Source organism: Loktanella sp. Alg231-35, from assembly GCF_900143545.1.
Taxonomy (GTDB): Bacteria; Pseudomonadota; Alphaproteobacteria; order Rhodobacterales; family Rhodobacteraceae; genus Yoonia.
In genome coordinates, this window is record NZ_FREV01000011.1 from 36,337 (window position 1) to 60,339 (window position 24,003).

The following is a 24,003-nucleotide window of genomic DNA, read 5'->3' on the forward strand; positions in this document are numbered from 1 at the left end:
CATTTTAAACCCAAAGTGCCGCACAGTTCGGCATCACACCGACCGAACATTTTTATAATTCACATAGTCAATTATCAATTACAAGTGATACTATGCACTTGTAGGGAGCAATGACGCCCTTGGCGCAATCCGGCCAACCTGCGGAGTACCACAGATTACTCCTTGTTATCTCCGTTGCGCAACTCTAACCGCCATTGGACAAGACACGAACTTATTGGATCGATTCCAGTTTCATAACCGCGTCACTAAATCCTTCAAGCGACAGGTCCACCTGCAGTTTTTGACCACTCTCAGCTGTCATAAGGACACTAAGTGTTTCGGATGATCGAATTTCTGCTAGGTCTTCTGCATTGAAAAAGCCCTCCGCAACACATCCCATTTCGGGCAAGCATGTTCTAAAAGCACTACTGGGCAATTTGCGCTCGCCTACTGACAAGTCGATACCGGCTGTGAGTAACAAGCCAAACGGTGTGAAGAAGGTTATCTTGACAGGGTCAGTCTTGAATACAGCAGTAATGACGCGACTGCCACCGTCAGATTGCCTGAGCTCTTGCGAAACCTGACATATGCGACCCACTTCACCAGTATCCAATGGTGCATCGTTTGTCACACATTGCAGCGTCCAATCGCCATAGGTTTCAGAAAGCGAACTGGGTTCCTGCGACAATCCCATGGTGGCGGCGGCACACAATCCGGCAGCCAAGGTCGAAGCCCGTTTTACGGTTTTGGTTCTCTCTGGAATAGGCATAGTCATTAAAACCCGAACTCGATGCCAACGCTGCCGCTGGCACGTTGGCCTGATCCCCAGCCGGACCCCAGATGTGATCCAACGGACACCTCGGCGAAAAAGGCAGAGCGCGCGCCGTGGTCGTTGGACCATTCGCGGACAACACCGAGGCCAAGCTCACCGCGCCAAGGATACAATTCAGTCGACAGTGCTTCATCAGCCGCATTGATTGCAGTGGCCATATCTATCCCGCGGAACAGGTTGGCCGTCACATACAAATCCCCTTTATCGGCTGTTTGTGGGTTCCAGGAGTATTCCAACGTCCCACCAATCCTGAGTTCAGAAGTGATCCCATCCGTTATGCCAACCTCATCACCGCCCTCGGTAACGAGGTCGTCAAAGTCCACCGCATAGACCATGTACTGCAACTCTGGTGTGATTGTGTAATCCTCGTTCAAAGGAACCACTTTTCCGATCTCCAGCGACGCAGCATAGCTGTTCGCATCGTTCGTTGATCTTTGCGCGACACCGGCCACCGTGAACTCACTTTCCGCACGTGCGATTTGAAGCTGTGCGTCAACGTAGACACCTGTGTCATCATACCACGTCAATCCGGCGCCCAGTCCCAGAGATTCGGAGGAGATGGCAACGTTACCTTCGGATGATTCACCAGCAAGCGTGCCCGCGCCATAGAAGATCATAGCACTGCTTACAAAATTCCCCCCATCATAGTCGCGGGGCGGGGCCTCATAGCCGATTTCTATGTGCGTTCTATGTGCATCATAGTTCATGTCGGATGTCTCCAACTCTGCTTGCGTCGTGGAACGGTGTGGGCTGAGGTCGGCAACAGTACCACGCGCCGCCACCCAGATGCCCTCACCCCTGCAGCGGCTCAGGTCGCCCAAGGCATCGCGGGCATCCTGTTGACATACATGATCTCCCTCCGTCAGCCAGTTACGCCCCAGAAGACGTTGGCGGTGGCTCCGAAGCTCATTCAAACCGCGGATATGCTGGGGGTAGGCTTCGTAGAACAGGTTTTCTGACAGGGCGACCTCCTGCAAAAACCATTGGGTGCCGACCAGATTCAATGCGTATTGTGTCCCACCCAGATCAATGCGGTCCTCAGACAGCAAGAAGTCTCCTGCGACGCTGGTGCCGGTAACATCAACAATTAGAATATCATTCCCGGAGGCATCACCCGTTGAAATATCTTGTATGAAGAGTGTGGTGCCACCTGTCACAACGCTGCCACTGATGACCAGTGTGTCAGCCATGTCACCGACAGCATCCACATCAATCAGCAAACTGCCGGCTCCAGTGTAGTCCTGAGAAACAGTAATGGTGTCTCCCACAAACCCATCCTGCACATCAAAGGTCCCGGCATTGCGCAGGCTTCCAACAATATCGATCATCGCGGCGTTGCCGGAGACGTTCTGATATCCTCCGTCTACTTGGGTCTCCAAATCGCCCGTCAGCGAGAAATCTCCAATACTGCTTACAAGGCCACCAGATCCGACGATCAGGCCCAAGTCAGGGCCACTACCGACCTCGATAGATGTTCCAAAGTCGATCGTGCCATCAAGCACCGTGACACTTTCCCAATTTGCAATCCCGCCAGCGTTGACGGTCACGCTGATGCCATCAAGGGTTAAGGCATCATTGAAACCATCGCCCAGACCAACATCGTCACCGCCATCAAGTACTTGCGAACCATCATATTCCGCCGCCGCAACTGTTGCGGTGTCCGACCCGTCGCCGCCGTTAATCTGACCACCAATGGTGCCGCCCACCCAAGTAATCACATCATTTCCGTTACCGGTTGCGATGGATCCGCCAACAGAGGTGCCGTTCACGGTGACCACATCGGCATCGTTGCCGGTGGTGATGGTTCCGCCGACGGAAGCCCCCGTCTCGACGGTGATGATATCGATGCCGCCGGTGCCGTAGATATGGGTATTGATCGTCCCGGTGTTAATCGTGGCCGTGTTGGTGGTGCCGGCATCATCTGTGGTCGCCCAGCTGGAATTGTTCCGAAAGCCCAGCCGAAGTTCATTGATACTGGTCCCATCCATGGTGAAGATATCAGTGCCAGTGCCCATGGTCACAATGCCGTTGACCCCGCCCGTCCCCGTGATGTCGAATGTGTCGTCACCGCCGCCCAGATTAACACTGCCACCGATGATCGTGCTGTTCACAGTCAACGTATCGGTATCATTGCCGGTGACGATAGACCCGCCAACTGTGGCTCCCGTCTCAACGGTGATGATATCGATGCCGCCGGTGCCGTAGATATGACTGTTGATCGTCCCGGAGGTGATGGTGGCAGTGTTGGTGGTGCCCGCATCATCGCTCGCCCAGCTGGAATTGTCCCTGAACCCCAGCAACAGCCGACCGATCGTGCCGCCATCCTGAGTATAGGTGTCATTACCGGTGCCCATAACGACTTCACCCGTGACCACATCCAGCCCGTCGACAGTAAATGTGTCGTCGTCGCCGCCCAGATTAACATGTCGTCCAATTGTGGCGTCATTCAGCGTGACAATGTCGGAACCACTGCTCGTGCTGATATCAAAGGCAACAGAGGCCCCAGCCTCGACGGTGATGGTGTCCACCCCGGTGCTGCCCACAATACTGCCGGTTATTGTGCCCGCGTTGATCGTTGCGACGTCGGGGGCCGTATCAACGGATGAGCCTGCCGTGGCCAGCCGCAGATCATTGATCGTGCCACCATTCATGGTGAACACATCCGCCCCGGTCCCCATCACCACGTCACCGCTAACCACATCCATCCCGTCGATGGTGAATGTGTCGTTGTCGCCGCCCAGATCGACATTGCCGCCGACCGTCGCATCATTCAGAACGACTGTATCAACGCCGTTACCGGTTGCGATGGATCCGCCAACAGAGGTGCCGTTCACGGTGACCACATCGGCATCGTTGCCGGTGGTGATGGTTCCGCCGACGGAAGCCCCCGTCTCGACGGTGATGATATCGATGCCGCCGGTGCCGTAGATATGGGTATTGATCGTCCCGGTGTTAATCGTGGCCGTGTTGGTGGTGCCGGCATCATCTGTGGTCGCCCAGCTGGAATTGTTCCGAAAGCCCAGCCGAAGTTCATTGATACTGGTCCCATCCATGGTGAAGATATCAGTGCCAGTGCCCATGGTCACAATGCCGTTGACCCCGCCCGTCCCCGTGATGTCGAATGTGTCGTCACCGCCGCCCAGATTAACATGTCGCCCAATTACGGCATCATTCAGCGTGACAATGTCAGAACCACTGCTCGTGCTGATATCAAAGGCAATGGACGCCCCTGCCTCAACGGTGATGGTGTCCACCCCGGTGTCACCAAAGACACTGCCTCCGATTGCGCCTCCATTCATGATGAAGACATCCGCGTCGGTCGAGGTGAAGTTGGTTTGGCCCAGATAGACGTTCCGTCCTACGGTTCCCGCTGTCAGCGTGAAGTCGTCGGCTCCGCGTTCAAGAATCACATCAACCGTTACTGCGCCGCCGCTCATATTGACGGTGTCATTGTCGAGACCGGCATTGACCGTGTTTGCGGTTCCGCCATTGATCGTAATTGTATCGTTGCCCGCCAGACCGGTGACATTTGCCCCCGAAGGGTCATTCGTGGGGTCGCAAAGAATAACGTCACTTCCACCCGTGCCCGAATTTGTTGAAGTCGTTCCGTTCAGTAGGCACGCGGCGTTAGCGGTGTTGGGAACAACAACGGAGAAGGCCGCTGCGATTGCTAGGCTGATCATAGGGGAACTGCCAAACATGTAGTTTACTATCGAACTGCATTCCTTACCAGCGGTCACACCAGACTGAGGTAGAGATGCAAAAACATGCTTGCTGTCCAGATCACCTTTATTTGCATGCATGGTTTCAATTTCTTCTTTCTTATTCTGGTTAGCCTGGCACCGCGTTGGGCAAACCCTTTTGGAAATGACAAGAGTTTCTTTGCATTGACTTTCGATCACTCCGGTTTTGTTGACGGCACAGTAAGCAGCTGCATCACCGTTGAGCGAAACCACATATCGAAGACCGTTCGACACCCAGAAATTGATCGTCATTCGTTTCACTGGAAGAATCCTAGCTATCCCGTTCACAGACGTCGTCAGGTCTCGCCGATGGCCATGGAGCGTCTTCGATACACATGAATCAACCCACTGACGTAATCACAGTTTATTAATTAATTATGGTAATTGTTTGACACAATTATCTATGATATCCAAACGATGATTGCTTACGCAGGCTCAGCTTTGCTTTACGATTGTGTCGTCTCTCTTGGGTCGGCACGAAAACTTGGTTCTGCGATCTGTCGGCCTGGTATTCGTCCGGGTCAAATATGCATCGCCCAGTCTTTGGGTGCTGACCCGAAGACAAGGAAAGGAAGGTTCTATTGTGCTAAACCGAATCTGACGTCAAACACACCACAAGGACATGCGTCTATTCGGGGCTCGGGCTGCAAGGTTTCTGTGCTGACCATGAATATTGTAACGCCAGTAATACCTTGCCAACGTGTCAATCCTCTCCACTCACAATCGGAATTTATGAAATGAGGTCGATATTCTTACTCATCCCGGCATTAGCATTAACCGCCTGCGCAACACCGCGCGAAAGCTGTATCTATGACGCGAATAGACAGTTGAATTCGCTCCGGAGCCAAATCAGTACAGCGCAAGGCAATATCGATCGAGGTTTTGCCCTTTTCGAGCAAATAGGTACCGTCGTGACAGAGAAAACCTGCCAAGAACTGACACCGGAAGGTGATATTCGTAGTTTTGATTGCGACGAAACGCAGACCTCGCAAACCTCTGTTCCGGTGGCAATCGATGTCGCGGAAGAACGCGCAAAACTGAAAAACTTACTTCAACAGCTCGCGCCTTTGCAACGCGCAACAAATGAAGCCGTGCAGCGATGCATCATGATTCACCCAGAGTGATCAGTTTGCAGCTACATTCCTCATTCCACTAGGTTCAGACATGTGGCTGTTGGGTGATCCGAATGCACCAGCAAGGTTGTGAAAAGCAATCTATTGGCTTCCGGCTTGTCGTCATCTACCCACTCTTGAGCGGTGAAGGTGTCGACGAACGGGAGTTGCGCGGTATTTGTCCTAGGCTAACGGACAACCGTTCTAGCAATTCGTATTGAAGTGTGGCGGTCGTTTTGCACAAGTGCAGGCATTCCCTCCTTTTGCGCATCCGACCCCACCAGGCCCTAAACATGCGACCGCCAGTTCCAGAAACCTTGCTCAAAGGTGGTCCATACAATTGAGGCTGGGCACTGTTCGGTTTGAAGACGCCAAGCTTCAGGGAAGCCTCCAACGGTCACCTCTGAAAACAAGCCTACTATGCGGAAATGAAAACTTTGCTATTGGGCAAGAATGTTTGGTTAGAAAGTTGCTCGAAGCTCTGATTGCTCTATGTTCACATGAGGCAAGAAAGTGAAGGTTTGAAGTGGGTTTTTCTGAGTACAATTTGAACACCGATGGAGTGAACACTTCCTTGAGCTTTCTGCTGCGTCACGCTTCCCTGAATCTTAAGGAAGTCATTGGCCCGACTCTGAAAGAAAGCGGGATTTCGACACTCGAATTCTTTACCTTGCGACTTATCCAAACCAACGAATCCAGTATTCTAAGAACGCTTGCCAATGCGATCGGTGTTGAACCACCAGCGATGAACCGCATCATGAACGGTCTGGAAGACAAAGAACTGGCATCACGGAACAAAAGTATCGATGATGCCCGTTACACCTACTTCAAACTTACCAATAAGGGTGTTGAAATTCTCCGCGCCATCGAAGCGCAGTTTGACGAAGCGGAACGCGGCGCCGTGAAGACTCTTTCCAACAAAGAGAAAGAAGCGCTGATTGCCCTCCTTCAACGCGTTATCCGAACTCGAACCGATTCGTGATCTGTCGTAGACATCCCGATCATGGGATAGCGCCGCTGCACCTCTCACCGAAACCTCGATCACAAATTTTTGCCTTTGTAGATTAATAATTGCCTTTTACAATTAACTAGGTTAACTAAGTGTTAACACACTCAGCGCACTCACTCACTTTACGATTCTCATCCAGAAAGAGGGCACGTGAACACTCAATCCTGAGGCAACTATTCTGATCTGGTGGTGATCCGGCACCGCCGAGCGTGGTCATGCTAACTCGCTTCCAACGGTTGTTTGGCAAGTTCGCTATTAGGCCACGAGCATTTGTCGTTGTCACAATGCAAGGGATCAGCACATGGCAATTGGTGAATCAGGCACATTTGTAACTGACGGTTCGGTGGACAATCCACCGTCGTTTACTATCACCCTGACCGAACCCTTGACTGACCCGGTCTTCGCCTTCACCGCGACAGGAAACGGCATCGACAGTTTCAACCTGCGGCTTACCAACCAGACGCTGGATGCAGACGGCAATGCCCCTATTTGGACCCATAAACCATGACGTTAGACATTTGACATACATCCATTTGCGTCCCACATGCTAATGTAAAGTGCGCTTTGAGTATTCAACATAGAGGTGGGTCAGTTCTCGCATTGAGTGCAATTTTTGATCCATGAGATGAAAAAGGCGCGCGCGCTGATCAAGACTAACGTACTCACCAGCGACCATCGGATCCGTGATAGCACGGATATCGGCCCAGTCTTCTACCGCCTGTTCCAGATGCTCAGCAATCTCTAGAGTCGGTGCCGTTTGGACACCAATGGACGGTTGCCCAAAACGCAACGCAAAGAGAGCCCTTTCGAAATGAGTGACTGTGTTTTCTAGATCGGCGGTGAGTACTGGATCAGCCGTCAAGGAACCGAGCCGACACGCGTCATAGGCTAGGCGTTGCGAGTTCACGACTTGCTGTCCTACGATATCCAGTACTATGGCATCTGCCTCGAGCAACTCTACTGAGTTGGAGTACTCTCCGGAAATATGCACGAAAGTGTCGTCGGCCTTCGTAAATAACCGCTGAATCTCAAGGTAGATCAACTTTGCTGCATCAAAATCTGCTGGGTTCTGCAAGAGCGTTTCTGATGCCGTCATTATTGGAACCCAAATATCGTGAATCTCCAGAATGTCGCGAAGAACGCGAGGTTTGTGTTCAGCACCGATCAAGCCCAGTGCCGGGTCTCCATCACGAAGTGCAATAAGGCGAGTATCAAATCCACCAATTGCTTCACGTAGTTGCTCTTTGCTGCGGTCCACCTCAACCAGACTGTGGAGATGGCATGCGGCTGATGCAACTTCTTGTGTTAATGAGCGCAACTCATCAGCCAATTCAATACGTTCAGCCGAACCACTTTCCTGTATCATGCTGAATTGGTCCGCATACGAAGTTGTGGCGAGCTGGCACGCTACAAGCGCCACGGCTCGGTAAGTCATTTGCATGTATATTCGTCCTTGGTTACTCGTGCGTTGCGTCTGTCGGCGCTGGCAAGGTGTAAACAGATTTTCTGGCACTAGGTTGGCGGCTTGTTGGCCTTTCGAATGCTCAATCCGGCCTGAGTGTCCAACCAACCTCGTAACGGGTTAGCTGAGAGTAGTTGCTCGCGCAGCATCAACTCGCACTCATTTCGAATGTGACTCATCGAATCTCGCTCATCATGAACAATGACGTCTGACGAAAACTCTTGGGTAGGGGTTGAAGCATCCGGGCCGCCCCATTGACAGTTCCTTTTATGCCATATGATGACGCTCACAATGATTCTCCGAACAGGCTACTGGCGAAGAGAGCGTGTTGGAGTGATTGCGCGCTCTTTGCCTTTGATGCAAGTGAGACATAATCAATGTGAGTTTGCCTCAACTCGTCCTGAACTTGACTTATTTGCAAAGATTCGATTGGTTCTTCGTCGGTGGGAACGTACGCGCCTGATGGTATCCATGCACCAGAGTGAGGGTAAAATATGAAGGTACTTCTCGCCGATGATGATCCTGGAATCGCCGATTTACTTTCGCGCAATTTGCGCGAGTGCGGATGGTCCGTCGATGTCGTAGAGGACGGTCGCGATGCACTTCACTATCTTTTGGATAACGCTTGCGATGTGGCCATTATCGATCGCCAAATGCCGGGGCTTGACGGTGTCAGTGTTGTAGAGGCGGCTAGAGCAGCACGTGTTGGCGTGCCAATTTTGCTGCTGACGGTCATGAGCGACATTAGAGATAGGGTTGTGGGGCTGAAATGCGGTGCTGACGACTACCTAGTTAAGCCATTTCATTTTTTGGAGCTTGAGGCCCGAATTCAGATTCTTCTGAAGCGAGGACAACTAAACGAAGTCAAGCAGTCGACGCAACTGAAGGTTTTTGATCTTTCACTGAATCTATTGACCCGAAAGGCTGAGCGAGGAGGTGTCAAAGTTGAACTGAAGGCCAAGGAGTTTTCTTTACTCGAAGTCCTTATGAGAAATCCTGGGCACGTCATCACGAAAACAATGTTGCTCGAGCAAGTTTGGGATTTTGCCTTTGCACCAAGTTCAACCGTCGTCGAGACTCACATCAGCCGGCTAAGGGCCAAGGTTGATAGACCCTTTGATGTAGCGCTGATCCATACAATCCGAGACGCTGGATATAGCATTCATGGACCAGAGTAGCATCACTTCAGGGTCAGCGTTCAAGACCAGCATTATTGTGGCGACCGCCTTCCTGGCGGCTATTGGCCTTTTAACCTATTTGCTCGTCGATGATGTCCGTACTGCACTGCAAGCTGAGCTTGATGACCAACTACTCGACGAACAGCGATTCATCGAAGAAATTTTGGACGACACTGACGAAAATAATGACGTTAGTGTAACTCAGGTCATAAATGATGTCATCAGCCCGTCTCCCAGTCATCAAAGTCTGATCGGGCTTTTTGATCAAACAGGAACCCGAATTGCCGGCAACGTAAGAGAATTGCCGGAATTCGTGGGTTGGGGGCTCGTAGATGAGGGAACAAATCTTGACGGTGAACCTCATGCACATCGTGTTCACGTTCAAAGATACAAGAATTTCACGACGGTGGTCGGACAAGAGCTAACGCAGATTGATTCAACTCTTCGGCTGATCCTTCGTATTATCATCGTGGTTTGCCTCGCGACGACTGCTGTCGCGTTTGCGATAGGATACTTTCTAAGTCGCAAAACCTTCCTGAAACTACTAACCATGGAGGGTATACTCGCAAGAACATCTCATGGTGAAGTGGGACTGTCACTGCCCATAAGTACTGCGAATGATCAGGTCGATCGCATTTCTCGTCAAATGAACGCACATCTAGATCGGCTAACAATTCTTATCGAAACCGTACGATCAACTGGTGCTGCAATCGCACATGAATTGAAGACACCTCTAACCCGTAGCTCTCTAGCGGTGCAGAATGCGCGCACGGCCTTGCAGCAGGGCAATGATGTAGAGCCATTGCTCACCCTTGCATTAGAGGAGCACGAGCGTCTGGCATGGACCTTCGAGACGATCTTGCATATTGCGCGAATAGAGAACCATTCCGGTGGATATGAACCAGTTGCAATCTCTTTGTCTGAGTTGGCATCTGAGACCGTAGAGGACTTCGAACCGATAGCGCATGAGAATGCGCAGTTTCTTGCGGTTCGTTCGGACACGTCACACGGGCATGTTGTGTTGGGGGATCGACTAATGATCCGCCAACTTTTGGTCAACTTGGTCCAGAACGCGCTATCCCACTGCCCTCGGGGCACCAGAATAACGGTCTCCGCCACCACAACGAACGAACACCCAACACTATCCGTATGTGACGACGGACCCGGGGTACCAGCATCACTGCGCCCAGAGATTTTCGAACCTTTCGTTCGTGCGGAGGGCAAGGCCAAAGGAGATGGAGTAGGGCTTGGGCTGGCACTAGTCAGGGCGATCGCTGAAAGGCATGGCGCCGTTTGCACAGTCGAAGACGCATTACCGGGGAGTTGCTTCAAAGTCGTGTTTCCCCGCAAAGGTGGTGGGAAGCGTTCCGCACCATTGAACCATCACAATACAACAAACTAGATCAGAGTGTTCTGGCAAAGCGCCTTAAAGTTCACCTTTTGCAGAGCGTCTGCTTGTTTGATGACCTCCAATTTACATCAAAGATAACAACATAGTTAAGATTTTCCTTATGTATCCTGTAAGGAACCACGTAGCGCGCCCGATTGTTAGAACCGGGACGCGTCATAAACAGATAGATAGTTCTGCAGTTCGAAGCTGACTAATTCAGACAGCGACATCGTCGCGCCATTGATCGTGAATCGCTCAAAGTCGGAAATGCGCAAGATGATGTTGGAGGATTTGGACCCGACCGATAGATCAAAGGTGTCTGGGGTGGAGCGGGTTACCATTATGTCGGTGATTGTGCCGAAACCGGTCAAATCTAAGTGGTCATCGCCCAAACCACTTCCACCATCGACCATAAAATCGATGGACGTGTCACCAAATGAACCTTCGCCAAGAAGAAACTCGTCACGACCAGAACCAAGAGCAACAGTGCCCAGGAAGCGTCCACCGGACATTAAGGAAACCGAGTCCTCCCCTGAACCAAGTTGAATTGAGACACCCGATGTTCCTTCGATAGTTCCCATATTCAAAATCTCCTGAGATCCTGAGTTCTCGGGATCAGTGAGAACACCGACCTTACCCGCGATGACGCCACGGTTAGTTACAAGGGCGTACTCATTACTGCTATCAAAATCGATGGCCGCATCTAAAATAGACCTGATAACACCAGACTCCTGATTGATGATCACACCTGAGTCGATGTCGATCGCATCTTGCGGATCATCAACGTCAGTTCCAGTGTTTTCAATCACACCAAAGTTTACGATCGTACCACGTGCGCCAATTTTGATTGCATCGTCCGCGGCGGCCAGTCTACCGCTGTTGAATACAAAGGCGTTGGAATACGGTCGAGTGGGCGGATCGTCGGCAGCAATTCCCTCGTCACCCGCAATAATTGCTCCATGGTTGTAGACGCTAAGTCCGTTGCCGCTCTGGATGGCATCCTTTTGTTCGCTGACAATCGTGCCGTGATTGACGACGGACAAACCTGATGCTTCAACTTTGATTGCATCGCCATGGTCATGCACCGCTGCCTCGTCACTCACAACGACGGTGATGTTCTCTTGGTCGTGCCTATAGCCATCGTCGTCCTCTCCAGTGCAAGTCACGCGACTGTCTTGTAACAAGCAGTCTGCGGCGGCCTGTTGAAACGACAAAAGTAGGGCGCAAGCGGAGGTCAACACGAGTTTGCTGCTACTTCTTTTCATTCTACCACAGTCCTCAAAATAAATGGCAACAGAGTTCGAGCGGGGAGCGATCACTCCATAGTAAGAAGTTAGAAAGATTGGTTTTCATCGGTTTCGCCTCAACCTAACCGGCGCACTAAAGATAGATTGCGTATGCTGGCGTTCTAGCCTTGGGGTTGGTAGCCCAGCAAACCAATATCCGTTCGCTGGGCCAGTAGGCTGCCGATTGCACGCCTCAAGAGCATGTCATCCGTGAGTGGCGGCCCGGTGTTGTTTGCGTTCTGATGAATTGGTTTCGACTTGCTTTAGCGAACCCAGACCTCGACACGCCGATTGCGTGAACGACCATAGGCATCATCATTGCAACTCACTGGCCCGGCTTCGCTCAGGCCAACAGTAGACATGTTCATGTAGCGTAGTGGCCCAGCGTTGGCATGGCTCTGGACGCGCTGCAGGACCTGCTGCGCACGGTTCCGCGACAATTGAGTGTTGTAAACATATTGTCCAACCGTATCAGCGAAGCCTACAAAAATGAACTCACGGTCAGCGTTTTCCGGGCGGCCCATGTAGTTGACTAGACGATCGAGATCTCGCAATGCCTTGCTATCCAAGGCGAACTCGTCGGTATCAAATCGAATGGTCAGCGACAAACGACTAGCACCAACGAGTTGGGTCTGGACATCGCGGCGCGCGGCACGGCCGGTCGATGCTGGTTGCCCGATTAGTGCTGCATCGGACAAACGGGCCAAGGCGCGATCATCTTCAACGATACCAAGACTGAAATACCCTGACTCTGCAACATAGGGGTCAGCTGCCGGCGAAACCATAAAACTCACCAATTGCTGTACCTCTGGCTTGGGATTCTGATTGTCGACATACAACCGAATGCGTCGGCCAAGCAGGTATTCTTCCGCCTTGCTTTTGAACGGTGTCGCTTCGGTGACGACGCCACAATCAAGGATCAAGTCAATCGGCTTGGTATCACCGATGTTGTCGCTGATGGAATAGCCTATGGCACCAGGGTTGTCCTGAACGAATTCCCGCATGTCGCGGCCTTTGTCCAGTTCGGCGGTGCCGGGTGATAGATCACGCCCTTGCCCGAACGCCCAGTTTTCGAAGTTCCTGCGCGCAGATCCGCCGTCACGTGCGCCAGGCATGATTTGTAGATTGGCGCCACCAACCTGCGACCAATTGACTATTTCATCTGTATAAATCTGCACCAGCCTCTGGCGCGAGAGCGCATCCACTGGGTTGCTCGTATGCACAGTCATCAGCACGGAGTCGACGCCCACAATGTACTCTTGTGACGCATCGAGCAAGTTGCCACGCCCTTGCGCGGCAAGCGCAGCAATTTGATTTTGGTCCGGCGGCCCTGATGCCATGGCTATATCTGCCGTGCCGTCAATCAGGCGATCAATTCCTATCTCAGAGTCGTTCGATTCAATCTCAATGACAAACGGGGCACCACCACTGATCGGCATGAACACAAATTGCGCAATGTCATCTGGGAACTCCACTGGTCCAGACACGGTGGCATTTAAGATTTCTGCGAATGGTTCCATCACCAAAGGCATCAGGTCTTCGCCCACGTTGTCTGATCCGACCATGACTAGATCCGCTGGAAGGCGTACCGGCGTGGACTCCTCAACGACCTCATCCTCTTCAGTCAGGTTCATGCTGCTGGCGAGCAACTCCGGCGGCGGGCACCCTATTCCGGTGCACGTCACCTGATCTACGTTTGCTGTAAGGACAGAGTTTGCACTTTGCACGGTGAAGACACCGTCAGTAAAGTCAATCAACTGACCGGAAAAACTGTGAGCGCCATCCTTGGTGGCTAAGGTGACCTGCCCTCCGGGTTCGAATGCCTCGTCTGGGCAACCTGGTCCAAAACACGCCACCAAACTCGACATGACGCGCATTTCACCTAGGCCTGGAACGTGCACAACATACTCCTCTCCATCGAACGAGACAAACTCACCCTCAATGTTAAGAAGGCCATCATCAGACCTTAGCGAGATTTGATCAGCAAGGGCTACGCTCGATATCAGCAATGAAACCATTCCCGTAGTAAGCATGCGCCTTAGGCGCCCGCAGCCCCAAATTGCCTTCCCGTTGACTCTCATACCTGTTCCACACGTTCTGAATTTTAATAACCCGATTGAGCATCGGAAACGAATGACGCCGCAGCTTCGCTGACCACCGATGTAACTTGGGTTTACGTTGCTGCACGTCCCAAAAAACTCCAGCCCCAGCAGGGCTTTGTCGGACTGATCTGATGCCGAAGTTTGCGGACCGGACGCGTTTCGTCTTAGGGTCTCGCCTTTCGTCTGATGATCTGATCCACCGTTGTGCCTGCGCTGCGGAACCAAAAACTGACTTGTTAGTTTTCCAGTTTGTGGCCTCAAACAAACCAAGTTCATCTCAGTTCCGGGCCGGATTTGGCACAACATCGTAAATCACCATTTTCACTCTTTAGATTTCGCTCGATTCGAGCGCTGCACAGTTTAGAACCGCGAAACTTTTCGTGAGTTATTCGCGAGGTTGAATTTTTTGTAAGGTTCGACTGTATGTTGACGTCAGTGCCTGAAGGCGTCGGATGAGAAGATCAAACTTCCCTAGAGGGTGTATGTGAGTTAGGGTTCGAACCTCTTGTAACCGATCCTATGGCTGTTTGACTGAGCATGATCCGCCCCAAGGCGAAAAGTCTCCGATGTATCTTCTGACGGCTAAGTGCAATTGTCGGGTCCAAGTATTGCGCAGCGACACAGCTCTGCATTGCTGTCTTCGCCACGAAGGCCGTCCTGCACGATCCGGATCTTCTCTTCCGACGAATAGTGCTTGCGGGTCGCGCGCTTGATGTCTTTGACGATCTTCTCGCCGGACTCTTTGTAGTCTTTCTCATCGTCCACTCCTTTGAGACTACGATGAGCAACCAACCGTATCTTAGCAGATAACCCATTTGGCCCCATGAGCGCTGACGTCAGACAGAATGGATTTTTAATCCGGCCTTCGAATGTGACACCTCAGCGAGCATGCCCAGTGCTGTCGCTAACGGTATCGCAATCTCTATGTTGGCGCGCAGTTCCATTCCGGCGGGGTGCCGTGAGTTAGCGACTGAGGACGGTTTTCATAACCATCGATAACGCCCGCGTCGTGTTGCACCGCAGGCACGCTGACCGCGATCGAAGCGATGGTCGTCACGCTGCGCAATGCTTTTTGCCAGTCGGCCTCCAAAGGTAACGGAGATCGCTCATAATCGTACGCACCAAATTAAGAAAGCGCGGCGAAATCGACATTCACTCAGAGCACAGTGTCGGTAACATTGGACTCATTTCAGTCATTTGCTACACTTGGCTCGAACGTCGGCTTCAGGAATTTCGGGCAATCTATTCGCCATACAGCGAAAATCAGACCCGGTATGCCTTCCCTGTTCGCTCAAATCAATTCGCTGATGCCAATCCAAAATTCCCTGCTAAATAGTATAGGGAAATCGTGCCTAGGTTCCAGACTCATAACCAGAATATGACGGTTGCGGCGAGAGCGATAGCTGAGAGGAAGACTTTGGGGCACCTGTCATAGCGCGTTGAGATGCGTCTCCAATCTTTGAGGCGACCGAACATTCTCTCAATCCGATTGCGGCGTTTGTAGCGGCGCTTGTCGTATTTGATGGTCTTGCTGCGTGACTTACGGCCAGGGATACATGGAGTGATACCCCTGTCGATTAAGGCTTCTCTGAACCAGTCTGCGTCATAGCCTCGATCCGCGAGCAGCCATTCAGCATCTGGCAGACTGCTCAACAAGGCCGCGGCACCAGTATAGTCGCTGACCTGACCGGCGGTGACAAAGAACTGAATTGGGCGCCCACTTGTATCCGTGACGGCATGCAACTTGGTGTTCATACCACCCTTGGTCTGCCCTATCAGACGTCCGCGCCCCCCTTTTTGAGCCCCAGGCTTGAGGCTGTGCGGTGTGCTTTGAGATAAGTCGCGTCAATTGAGATGGTCTTATGGTCGGGCGCCTCTGCCGCCAATCCCGTCATGATCCGCGCGAATACTCCCATATCGCTCCACCGCTTCCAACGGTTGTACAATGTCTTGGGTGGACCATACTCCGGAGGCGCATCACACCAGCGTAAACCATTGCGATTAATGAAGATAATTCCACTCAATACACGCCTGTCATCTACGCGTGGTCGACCTCGGCTTTTGGGAAAATACGGTCGCAATCGCTTCATGTGTTCTTCAGTTAGCCAGTAGAGATTGCTCATCGTTCCCCCCAATATTTGGGGAACCTGAATCACAGCAATGATTCAGCATCAAGCCAATTAATGGGTCCTGACCCTAGCGTTACAACCGCGAATGGCCTAAAGCGGACATAACAACCAGAAAGTCAAACGGCAGCTTCGTCCGCCTTGCGCCATCTAAAGACTTTGCGGCAAAGGTCCGCAGCGAGCCCATATTGACTGTCCCTTTACGACCTCTAAACAGAGTTCGCGCGCTCGTATGACGCCTTTACATCTTCCCAACCTTCGCCCTTTAAATTCTTGCAAACTCGGACATCGAACATCGTGATCGTAACATCTGTGGAACTCAGATGCGCCCTGCCCAACCGGTGTGATTGCAGAGCAACTTTGTGAATTTCTTGATAAAACGACCAAACAGCCAAATTGTGTAAGTCATTGTAGACATTTCTATCTTCAACTGCGGCTTCTGCTTGGTCGTTGGCTTTGACGAGTTGCGGAAACCGAGCCGAAGTTTCACTAAATACGACTGCATCATCGATGGCTATTTTTTCTGGCCAATGACTTTGGACTAATTCGTATAGATTTTCGAGTTTCATGGAGCTGAGATACCGTATTTCGTCTTGTATGCGAATACTCGATCAGAAATTTCTAAGGCAGCAATGTCCGCGGTGCGGTCATCCATCCAGGGTCAAATGCTGCGAACTGCACCCTTGACGGCTTTCGGGAAGGTGGTTGGCTCGATTTTCCGCCGGTCGAATGTCGGCAATGGGCCGGGCGTGTCAGGCAACTTGGTGCGCAACGGGCTGATTCTGCGCTGCATCCGATAATCGCGAAGAGCCCAAGGTGTCCAATGCTGCGCGATGTTTGAATGTCCGCCCGCCACATTCTTGCCAGCAATGCATGGGACCTTGAGGCAGATTGTTAAGGTGGTTCGATGAAAGATCAAAACTCGACGGCTGGCCCTGAGCTGGCCATGAAGCGCATAATGCGACACTTCGATAACTGTAGTCTTGAAAGTCTCGCCACAGTTGAAAGAGCCTTCCCGGTTACTGTACAGCCAGACCTTGAGGCAGCGATTGATACCGTACTTCCTGGTGCAACATTCGCAGGCATCTCTGCACGACGTGGCTACGAGACAATTACTTTCTCCTATCTCGTAAATGAGCGTCGGGAACCTGCTGTGATCTCTGCACCGGAGTACCTTGATATCGATATTGGCGAGGATACCGCTGCGAGATGTATCGTCAGCGGGATTTGGATGTTCAAGATTGGAGGCGCGCCGGTGGCACTCTTGATCAGTCAAGTTGGTCGAATGGAACAAAACCCCGGTATCCACGCTCAAGTTATCGCATCCGAGGCCGCAGGAGGTCGCGAAGAAGCGCAGGCGATCCTAGCAGCGTTAGCGAAGGCTTTGAATGCAAAGTCTGTCTATCGAGGCAAGGCGTTGTCCTTCGAAACGCAGCGTAGTTACATGGGCGGCCTTGGATCTCTCCGGGTTCATGACCTTCCTCAACCCTCACTTGACGATGTCATCCTTCCAGAGGCGACATTGGAAACTCTAGACCGAACGGTCTTTCAATTTGTCAAAACACGTGAAAAACTTAAAAAGAAGGGCTTTTCTACTAAACGTGGGCTGCTCTTGTATGGCCCTCCCGGTACTGGAAAAACACACTTCGTACGATATGTTCTGAGCCATATGACTGGTCATACCTCGCTTCTCGTTACTGCTGAACAAGTGGCGTTCTTCGACGATGTGATGGGCATAGCCCGAGCACTTCAACCCTCAGTCGTTGTGATTGAAGACGCAGACCTCTTGGCTGGTACACGAGAAGACAGGGGCGATTGCTCTCAACTTCTCTTGAATAGCCTGCTCAACCACATGGATGGGCTTACGGAAGACGCCGAGATCATGTTCATCTTGACCACCAACCGACCGGAAACTTTAGAAGAAGCGGTTCGTGATCGGCCCGGACGAATAGATCAAGCTGTCGAGATTCCGCTTCCAGACGCCAATTGCCGAGCACGTCTTCTTGATCTCTATAAAGCTGATATGACGCTTGAGCCCGGCGTTGTAGAAGAGTGCGTCAAACGCAGCAAAGGTGCATCGGCGGCCTTCATGCGCGAGATTGCCCGTCGGATGGGTCAGTTCGCTATTGTTCGTGACTCCGACAGCGTCTCACTCTCAGATTTGCACGAAGCACTGGGCGATATGGTGTCAGACGGTTCGTTCACGAAGAAGGCATTGGGCGCAGAGACCATAACGGACACATAGACCCCACTGTTTTGAAATTGTCTCTATCAAGTTTATCGGGAAAGCGGACTTAGGCGCATCTGCAGCGAAAGCCCGCTTCGTCCCGCATCGTTCCAATTCATGCAAAGCGCAGCGAAAGTCGATCCATCCCAGACCGGCCCTTGGCGCAGATCGCGGCGAAGGTGTTAGGAGAGCCCAAGTCTCCGATGCTGCAACATGCACGAGTGTCTGCTGTGCGAAATGTCGGGTTAACGAGGCCAATCACCCGCCGAGTCTACGATTCGCTCAACCTCGACCTCGGATAGCCTTCTATGCTCTTCCGCATAGTCGTTCTTTCTCTGGACGAACTTCAGTGCAGCATATCGGGTGCCACCTCTTTGAAATATCCCTTCGACGTGATCCCGATAAAACTGATCCCAAAATGGCTTAGACTGGAGCTTGAGCTTTTTTATCTCGCCGTCCTCCGCATAGCCAAAGTGATCCGTGAGGACTTTGTTTGTCACTTCCTCCGGTACTTTCAGTGAGTCTGCTCGCTCAACAAATTCTAGCGGAGTTTCTCCGCCAATGGGTCTGATGGTTACCATGATAGATCACTACCACAGCAAAGTTTCCGTACAAAGCGGTCGTTGTCGCGGCACTATCAACGGCAACAAAGTCCCGCTGAACGGCCGTTGCCGCTTCGGTTTCTGCGAGTCTGTTTCCGGCCCATACCTGCCATTCATTGCTTAAGGGTTTGCCGTAACGCGGCTTACGGAAAGCGGACGTCCCTACGCGAAATGTCAAATCAAGTGTCGTTGCACCAACCAAATCAACCATAGCGTTTCGTTATCACAATACGAATAATATCGGCAAAACCCTCGTCAAACTTCTCTTGCGGAAGAAAGTGACCAGCCATCCAACCATTCAGGAATGTTCTGAACTGGGTTCCCATCATGACAAAAAGCATGGCTAGCAAATGGTGCCAGTCTTTTGGTCGGTGCCTGATCAATTTTGAGATCATTGCTCCAACTAGTTTGTGCTTCGTCGCTTTTGGTATCCCCCTCGCTTTCCACAATTGCCGAATTGTCGTGCTAGCCACTTCGTAGTGTGAAGAGATGTCAGCATTACGAATACCGATTGCATTTGCCAATACTTCAAATTTCTGGAAGTCATCCTCGCCATGTCTCAAGCCAACGCTGACTAGCACATGGGCGTTAACGGTCAAATGCCCATGCTTACCGCTGGCCAACGCTACGCACAGATCACAATACTCTGCGAACTCAATCAACTTCTCGTTTAGTGCAAACATGTAAACCGATTGTAGCCAAATGCCCGTAACATCATACTCCGCCTTTATCATTTGACGGTAAAATAGATCTTCTGATAGGAACAGACCGCCTTTGGCCGCGCAAAACGCGGGGTCTAACAGGTCACTTGAAAAGTTGTCGATTAGTGTTCTGGAAATCTCTGGGATTAAATCTGGAGCCTCACTAGGGACGACGGCACATCGATTAACTATATCGTCTCTGACCGCTGAGATTTTCTTGTGGAAATCATGAGCTTCCTCTTCAGAAACTTCATCTCTTAGAAATCGACCATCCTTCCAACCAATCGACATTTTGCCGCCAGAGGCCTCCTCTGCGTCCACAACCAGCTTTGTAATCTCGTCGATACAGGACTGCGCAATGCGCACTTCACCGAACACTTTTTGAACGACGTCAAAAGCATTCGCCCAATGCATGGTCCAAGCGGTTAGGGCATCAATGGTTACGCCCTCTAGTCGTTTTTTGGAAATTGCGTCAAGGGCAGTCAATCGTTCTTCAAGCAAGCCACGACATGCTTGGATGTCACTGCCCAAATCTCGCAAGTAACCCGCATATTCTATCGATGAGGTGCCTTGCATCGCGGCCAGCACATTGATCGGAAAACCTTGATCTGTGTAATATTCCGAAACCTTTTTCCTTTGTTCGGCATGATCTCGAATGTGTTTAAGGACGGGTTCAACATCGTCACCAACCATCGTCATCTTGCCCATGAGGCCGGAGTTTGGAAAACGAACATCAAACTCATTCATTATGATGTAGCTTGCCTGCGCGTATTTATGCTTCAACCCAACAATGGCCCAGTTGGATGTCTGTAACGCCATTCCATCTGAATGTTCGAACTGTTCTCCAACTTTCATACCCAAACATTTCTTGACCAAATTATGGTCCGTGCCAGTGACCATCTTAAATAAGTGCTGAGGTTCCGCTTGCGGTTCGTTTGATATCAAAAATTCATGGCGCTCACCTTCGTCATTCCGAATCTCAAACCAGCAATCCTGTGCGATTTCATCCATGACTGGAATGATATCAGCGTTTGATCCGGTTCGAGTATTCATAAGCACTAGCCCGCAATACGCACTGTGTATCGCTGCGTCGTGTGGATCATCATGCAACGCAGCATACGCTACAGACATGGCTTGTTCATAATGCTGATGTTTCATCAAAAATTGAGCAAAGCCCATATGTTCTATCGGCTCACCCTTAAGGTCTAGTTTCAGCATTTCTTCAATTAGAGTGGCCACATCCGCGAGTCTTTGTCTTCGGACCAAGAGCGACAACAAAGGAAGATAAAACCCCAATTCAGCGCGGTCAGCAGAGTCGATTGCTGCGCGATAGCAGCGTTCGGATTGCGCAAGTGCTCCACGGTTGAAGTGGAAGACCGCTTCACGCTCTAGGTAGTACGGCTTTTGAGCGAGCCCCGGAGACAAATTTCTGTAGAAGCCAACTGCTGACTTAGTAGCAGGCGTGAGGTTCACATAAGCCGTCGCCAGCAACCGAAGTAGTTTCGTGTCTTTCTCATCATCGACATATCCGGCCAATAGTTGACTTACGCGGTCCCATTCATTCCGATTGGCCCCACGCTGCGCCAGCATTGCACGAGATGCATAATCATCGGACTGTATGACTGCTTCGAAAATCTCTGTGAAGAGCTCGGTTGCCTCATCCTCGAAGCCTTTTTCCACAAGTGCATCGAATACCAATACGAGTGCTCTAAGATCATGGCTGACGTGCTTTTTGGTCTCTAATATTTGAGAAACTGGGATGTCTCCCTGAAAGGTTAACAGTCCCGCGATGGCAGTGACCGTCGTTACCAGTTCAAGTTCGTATTCTTGTGCGTATTCTATCCCGTCTTTGGTGAGTGCTACAATTCTATTCCAGTCAGACTCATCGAGTGCGGCATAGAACTCAAAGTGGAATTTCGCGGCGGGGTCCGTAATCCTGTCGATAGCCTCCTTGAAATCGCCAGAATTATCGTGGTGGAACCCCATCTGAGCGATGCGGACTGCAACGTCGTTATCGTCTAAGATCACCTGAGGACAAGTCGCCAACAATCGTTTGACCTCATCGACGTCGCCCAGCAAATCACAGGCCAAAATGAGGTTTGTAAACAAGCCAAATTGTTGAACCTGAGGAACCGCTTGAGTGAAATCAAGCTCATCCCAGAGTCCAAGCAGTAAATTTCGGGCCTCTTCCAACCTTTTGAGGCCTTGTTCCGAAATTTGAAGCCGGTTCAACACTTTGTCTTCCGTTAGTAACCGATCAAGAATAGCCTCACCATGGGTCTGGGTTGGGAACTTTTCATCGGGATACTTCTTGGACACTTCTGCAGCCTTGTCCCACCATTCGGGTGTTACTGCCCTTTGGCGAAGAAAGGAGAGATACGCGATTTCAACGTGCTTTGTTTTCGTTAGCCCGTGTGGCAAGAGAGCCAATGGATCCATGATCTCGGAATCGAAGCGCATTGCTTGAACGAAATAACCCGCCAGTTCTTCGTTATCTGGCGCATCTGCTAAGCCTTTCATCGCAATCGTTGCGACAGCTTCAAAGTCGCCGCGAAGCAAATGCACCAAAGCTCTGTTAGCAACTGATTTTGGGGCGTTCGGCGTATGATCACACGCCTCAAGCATTAGGTTATTTCCACTTTCTTCATCGCCAAGTTCATATAAGCAAAATGCGATGTTGGCTTTGATCCGAAATTGAAGTCGATTACTTGCATTTGAATCTAAACGGCCCAACAGGCCTTCAAAGAGCGACTTAGCAGTTTGCGGTTGTCCGGTCGTCAAATAGTCGCGGTAAGTGTCAATCTCTCCATCCAAATGGGCTTCAAGCGGATCGCCCGCTTGATGATCTCCGACATCCATGACAACACTGCCACTATGCGCAATACCAGCCGCGATTTCTCTGACCTCGCCTCTCAGTTCGAGTTGCCCTGCTGATAGCTCTTTCAATCCTTCTTCAAGACCTTGGCTGTAGGGCGTGTAGTCCGGCCAAAAAGCTTTCAAGGCAGCTTCGAAACGTTGGGCCTCTCTGGAAACCGCTCCCCACCCCCAGATCTGTATTGAAATGTCGCGGCCAGAAGCCTTCTTAATCTCCTGTTCCAAAATTCGCGCCAACTTTTGGTGTTTCGCGTCATCAGGAGCAGTCGATATGATGAAGTATTCTACAAGTCTCGGCTCGTAAGTGAGTGCTTTGCCAACTTCTTCTCGAATAGTCTTTTCATCCAACTCCTTATCGTCAGACTTCAACTTGCATTGAATGCCAACTGGTTTGTCTGAATCACCGTCTCGTTTTCCATAGATGTCGACACCCTGTTGTGCTTGCCCCCGCCGACCATAGATGTTGACATTTGGATCATTTAGGTAGCAGCGGAAAAGCTCAAGCGGTGCTCGCTCCAGCACCTGCTCGTCTGTCGGTTTTGGAAGTTCGATAGATGAATACATGATACTATGTCTGCGCGTTGTGGATGTGCCAGACACAACATATACCGCTTTGTGGCAGAATAAGAAGTTATGAGGCGCAATTTTTACTTTGCCTCTGCCAGACACGTTCCACCAAAGTGGATCGCGTTCCTAACAAGTTTTGCTAATGGATCAAAACAATTAAGTGACTTCCGAATGTCTGCTTCGCTGCCTCTCGAAGCTTCCGGTGCCGATAACAGCGAATGACGGCTTCCCGCCCCCTTCCGTTGCAATGTCTTGCCTTCAACAAACCACTGGACTTCGTTGGCACGGCAAGCATGTGTGGAGCCATGGAACAGAACGGCTCATACGATTTTGCGGCAGCGTTTGCGCGTTTGACCTGCGTGTTTGAAGATGCTGCTGGTGTTGCCAGCGAGGGGCAGGCGGCAGGTTTGTCGCGATTGCGGAAGATGAGGCTTGCAGGTCAGCTGAGCGCTTTGCATCGAGATGCCAGCAACATCCTTGAAGAACTAGGCGGCGCTTTCGATCGGTAGCGTCGCCAACGCCAGTTACAAAGCCCGGAACCCCCGGGCCCGTCTCAGTACAAGGCCGCGGATCGTCCGCAGTCTAAAACTGGAGACAGAGATGACCAAACCGACAACCAAGCGCGCTCAACTAACAAAACTGATCAGCCGTAAATCTGGTGCAACAATTGATACCTTGCAAAAGCAACTGGCGTGGCAGCCCCATACTATCCGTGCGGAGATCTCACGGCTGCGCAAATGTGGGCTGCACGTCATTTGTACCGCCTCGACCAAGGGCCCCACCTACCAGGTACAATCATCTGAGCAGTCCGCA

The 24,003-nt window shown here is 51.3% G+C and carries 18 protein-coding genes; 8 read left to right on the forward strand and 10 right to left on the reverse strand.

Annotation, left to right across the window (positions count from 1 at the left end; translation table 11 throughout):
* Positions 1–211: 211 nt before the first annotated feature.
* Both DHN10_RS19030 and DHN10_RS19035 read right to left on the reverse strand, forming a co-directional pair.
* Entirely contained in the window at positions 212–754 is a 543-nt protein-coding gene (locus tag DHN10_RS19030) for an invasion associated locus B family protein (protein WP_159087094.1), read from the reverse strand.
* The gene (locus DHN10_RS19035; RefSeq protein ID WP_159087095.1) at positions 754–4,494 is read right to left on the reverse strand and encodes an autotransporter outer membrane beta-barrel domain-containing protein; all 3,741 of its coding nucleotides are present in this window, start codon (positions 4,492–4,494) and stop codon (positions 754–756) included. Before DHN10_RS19035 ends, DHN10_RS19030 begins: the two co-directional genes overlap by 1 nt.
* A gap of 797 nt (positions 4,495–5,291) precedes the next feature.
* Here DHN10_RS19035 and DHN10_RS19835 point away from each other — a divergent pair.
* The 3 genes from DHN10_RS19835 to DHN10_RS19050 all read left to right on the forward strand — a co-directional run bounded on the left by DHN10_RS19835 (position 5,292) and on the right by DHN10_RS19050 (position 7,183).
* The gene (locus tag DHN10_RS19835; protein WP_159087096.1) at positions 5,292–5,678 is read left to right on the forward strand and encodes a hypothetical protein; all 387 of its coding nucleotides are present in this window, start codon (positions 5,292–5,294) and stop codon (positions 5,676–5,678) included.
* Positions 5,679–6,240: 562 nt separating this feature from the next.
* Positions 6,241–6,648, forward strand: coding sequence for a MarR family winged helix-turn-helix transcriptional regulator (locus DHN10_RS19045; protein ID WP_159087097.1), 408 nt, complete (start codon positions 6,241–6,243; stop codon positions 6,646–6,648).
* A gap of 328 nt (positions 6,649–6,976) precedes the next feature.
* Positions 6,977–7,183: a hypothetical protein gene (locus tag DHN10_RS19050; RefSeq protein WP_108816945.1), complete on the forward strand. Its 207-nt coding sequence runs from the start codon at positions 6,977–6,979 to the stop codon at positions 7,181–7,183.
* A 39-nt stretch (positions 7,184–7,222) separates the two neighbouring features.
* Here the strand turns inward: DHN10_RS19050 and DHN10_RS19055 are convergent, their stop codons facing one another.
* Positions 7,223–8,116, reverse strand: a complete 894-nt coding sequence (locus DHN10_RS19055) for a type IV pili methyl-accepting chemotaxis transducer N-terminal domain-containing protein (protein ID WP_108816946.1) — start codon at positions 8,114–8,116, stop codon at positions 7,223–7,225.
* Positions 8,117–8,631: 515 nt separating this feature from the next.
* Here DHN10_RS19055 and DHN10_RS19060 point away from each other — a divergent pair.
* Both DHN10_RS19060 and DHN10_RS19065 read left to right on the forward strand, forming a co-directional pair.
* A complete protein-coding gene (locus DHN10_RS19060; RefSeq protein WP_108816947.1) occupies positions 8,632–9,315 on the forward strand; it encodes a response regulator transcription factor in 684 nt (227 codons plus the stop codon).
* A complete protein-coding gene (locus tag DHN10_RS19065; RefSeq protein ID WP_108816948.1) occupies positions 9,302–10,717 on the forward strand; it encodes a sensor histidine kinase in 1,416 nt (471 codons plus the stop codon). The genes DHN10_RS19060 and DHN10_RS19065 overlap by 14 nt, the downstream gene beginning before the upstream one ends.
* 146 nt (positions 10,718–10,863) lie before the next feature.
* Here the strand turns inward: DHN10_RS19065 and DHN10_RS19070 are convergent, their stop codons facing one another.
* The 5 genes from DHN10_RS19070 to DHN10_RS19090 all read right to left on the reverse strand — a co-directional run bounded on the left by DHN10_RS19070 (position 10,864) and on the right by DHN10_RS19090 (position 16,788).
* Positions 10,864–11,970 carry a hypothetical protein gene (locus tag DHN10_RS19070; protein ID WP_159087098.1) on the reverse strand — a complete coding sequence of 369 codons (1,107 nt, stop codon included), beginning with the start codon at positions 11,968–11,970 and terminating at the stop codon, positions 10,864–10,866.
* Between the two features lie 284 nt (positions 11,971–12,254).
* Positions 12,255–14,024 carry a phosphate ABC transporter substrate-binding/OmpA family protein gene (locus tag DHN10_RS19075; RefSeq protein ID WP_159087099.1) on the reverse strand — a complete coding sequence of 590 codons (1,770 nt, stop codon included), beginning with the start codon at positions 14,022–14,024 and terminating at the stop codon, positions 12,255–12,257.
* 651 nt (positions 14,025–14,675) lie between these two features.
* Positions 14,676–14,858, reverse strand: a complete 183-nt coding sequence (locus tag DHN10_RS19080; protein ID WP_108816951.1) for a hypothetical protein — start codon at positions 14,856–14,858, stop codon at positions 14,676–14,678.
* A gap of 600 nt (positions 14,859–15,458) precedes the next feature.
* Positions 15,459–16,216 (reverse strand): IS5 family transposase gene (locus tag DHN10_RS19085; protein ID WP_108815104.1). Its coding sequence is split into 2 segments (ribosomal slippage): positions 15,459–15,898 and positions 15,898–16,216, totalling 759 coding nucleotides; the frame shifts between segments, so codons are not numbered across the junction.
* A 212-nt stretch (positions 16,217–16,428) separates the two neighbouring features.
* Positions 16,429–16,788: a hypothetical protein gene (locus DHN10_RS19090; RefSeq protein WP_108816952.1), complete on the reverse strand. Its 360-nt coding sequence runs from the start codon at positions 16,786–16,788 to the stop codon at positions 16,429–16,431.
* 338 nt (positions 16,789–17,126) lie between these two features.
* On the opposite strand from DHN10_RS19090, the gene DHN10_RS19095 reads away from it, so the two are divergent.
* Complete coding sequence (locus tag DHN10_RS19095) at positions 17,127–18,464, forward strand: AAA family ATPase (protein ID WP_108816953.1); 1,338 nt, start codon at positions 17,127–17,129, stop codon at positions 18,462–18,464.
* Positions 18,465–18,691: 227 nt separating this feature from the next.
* Here the strand turns inward: DHN10_RS19095 and DHN10_RS19100 are convergent, their stop codons facing one another.
* Together DHN10_RS19100 and DHN10_RS19105 are read right to left on the reverse strand one after the other, a co-directional pair.
* Entirely contained in the window at positions 18,692–19,027 is a 336-nt protein-coding gene (locus DHN10_RS19100; RefSeq protein ID WP_108816954.1) for a hypothetical protein, read from the reverse strand.
* Between the two features lie 224 nt (positions 19,028–19,251).
* On the reverse strand, positions 19,252–23,187 hold the full coding sequence (locus tag DHN10_RS19105; RefSeq protein ID WP_108816955.1) for a tetratricopeptide repeat protein: 3,936 nt from the start codon (positions 23,185–23,187) through the stop codon (positions 19,252–19,254).
* Positions 23,188–23,495: 308 nt separating this feature from the next.
* On the opposite strand from DHN10_RS19105, the gene DHN10_RS19110 reads away from it, so the two are divergent.
* Both DHN10_RS19110 and DHN10_RS19115 read left to right on the forward strand, forming a co-directional pair.
* Positions 23,496–23,699 (forward strand): hypothetical protein, encoded by a 204-nt coding sequence (locus DHN10_RS19110; RefSeq protein WP_108816934.1) that lies wholly within the window; start codon positions 23,496–23,498, stop codon positions 23,697–23,699.
* Between the two features lie 91 nt (positions 23,700–23,790).
* Positions 23,791–24,003: DUF3489 domain-containing protein (locus DHN10_RS19115; protein ID WP_108816933.1), on the forward strand; the 213-nt coding region annotated here is incomplete at its 3' end.

What these genes read in the sequence shown, in the direction of transcription:
- DHN10_RS19030 (WP_159087094.1), bottom strand. Translation starts at nt 754, where the DNA reads ATGACTATGCCTATTCCAGAGAGAACCAAAACCGTAAAACGGGCTTCG.
- DHN10_RS19035 (WP_159087095.1), bottom strand. Translation starts at nt 4,494, where the DNA reads ATGATCAGCCTAGCAATCGCAGCGGCCTTCTCCGTTGTTGTTCCCAAC.
- DHN10_RS19835 (WP_159087096.1), top strand. Translation starts at nt 5,292, where the DNA reads ATGAGGTCGATATTCTTACTCATCCCGGCATTAGCATTAACCGCCTGC.
- DHN10_RS19050 (WP_108816945.1), top strand. Translation starts at nt 6,977, where the DNA reads ATGGCAATTGGTGAATCAGGCACATTTGTAACTGACGGTTCGGTGGAC.
- DHN10_RS19055 (WP_108816946.1), bottom strand. Translation starts at nt 8,116, where the DNA reads ATGCAAATGACTTACCGAGCCGTGGCGCTTGTAGCGTGCCAGCTCGCC.
- DHN10_RS19060 (WP_108816947.1), top strand. Translation starts at nt 8,632, where the DNA reads ATGAAGGTACTTCTCGCCGATGATGATCCTGGAATCGCCGATTTACTT.
- DHN10_RS19065 (WP_108816948.1), top strand. Translation starts at nt 9,302, where the DNA reads ATGGACCAGAGTAGCATCACTTCAGGGTCAGCGTTCAAGACCAGCATT.
- DHN10_RS19070 (WP_159087098.1), bottom strand. Translation starts at nt 11,970, where the DNA reads ATGAAAAGAAGTAGCAGCAAACTCGTGTTGACCTCCGCTTGCGCCCTA.
- DHN10_RS19075 (WP_159087099.1), bottom strand. Translation starts at nt 14,024, where the DNA reads ATGCTTACTACGGGAATGGTTTCATTGCTGATATCGAGCGTAGCCCTT.
- DHN10_RS19090 (WP_108816952.1), bottom strand. Translation starts at nt 16,788, where the DNA reads ATGAAACTCGAAAATCTATACGAATTAGTCCAAAGTCATTGGCCAGAA.
- DHN10_RS19095 (WP_108816953.1), top strand. Translation starts at nt 17,127, where the DNA reads ATGAAAGATCAAAACTCGACGGCTGGCCCTGAGCTGGCCATGAAGCGC.
- DHN10_RS19100 (WP_108816954.1), bottom strand. Translation starts at nt 19,027, where the DNA reads ATGGTAACCATCAGACCCATTGGCGGAGAAACTCCGCTAGAATTTGTT.
- DHN10_RS19105 (WP_108816955.1), bottom strand. Translation starts at nt 23,187, where the DNA reads ATGTATTCATCTATCGAACTTCCAAAACCGACAGACGAGCAGGTGCTG.
- DHN10_RS19110 (WP_108816934.1), top strand. Translation starts at nt 23,496, where the DNA reads ATGGAACAGAACGGCTCATACGATTTTGCGGCAGCGTTTGCGCGTTTG.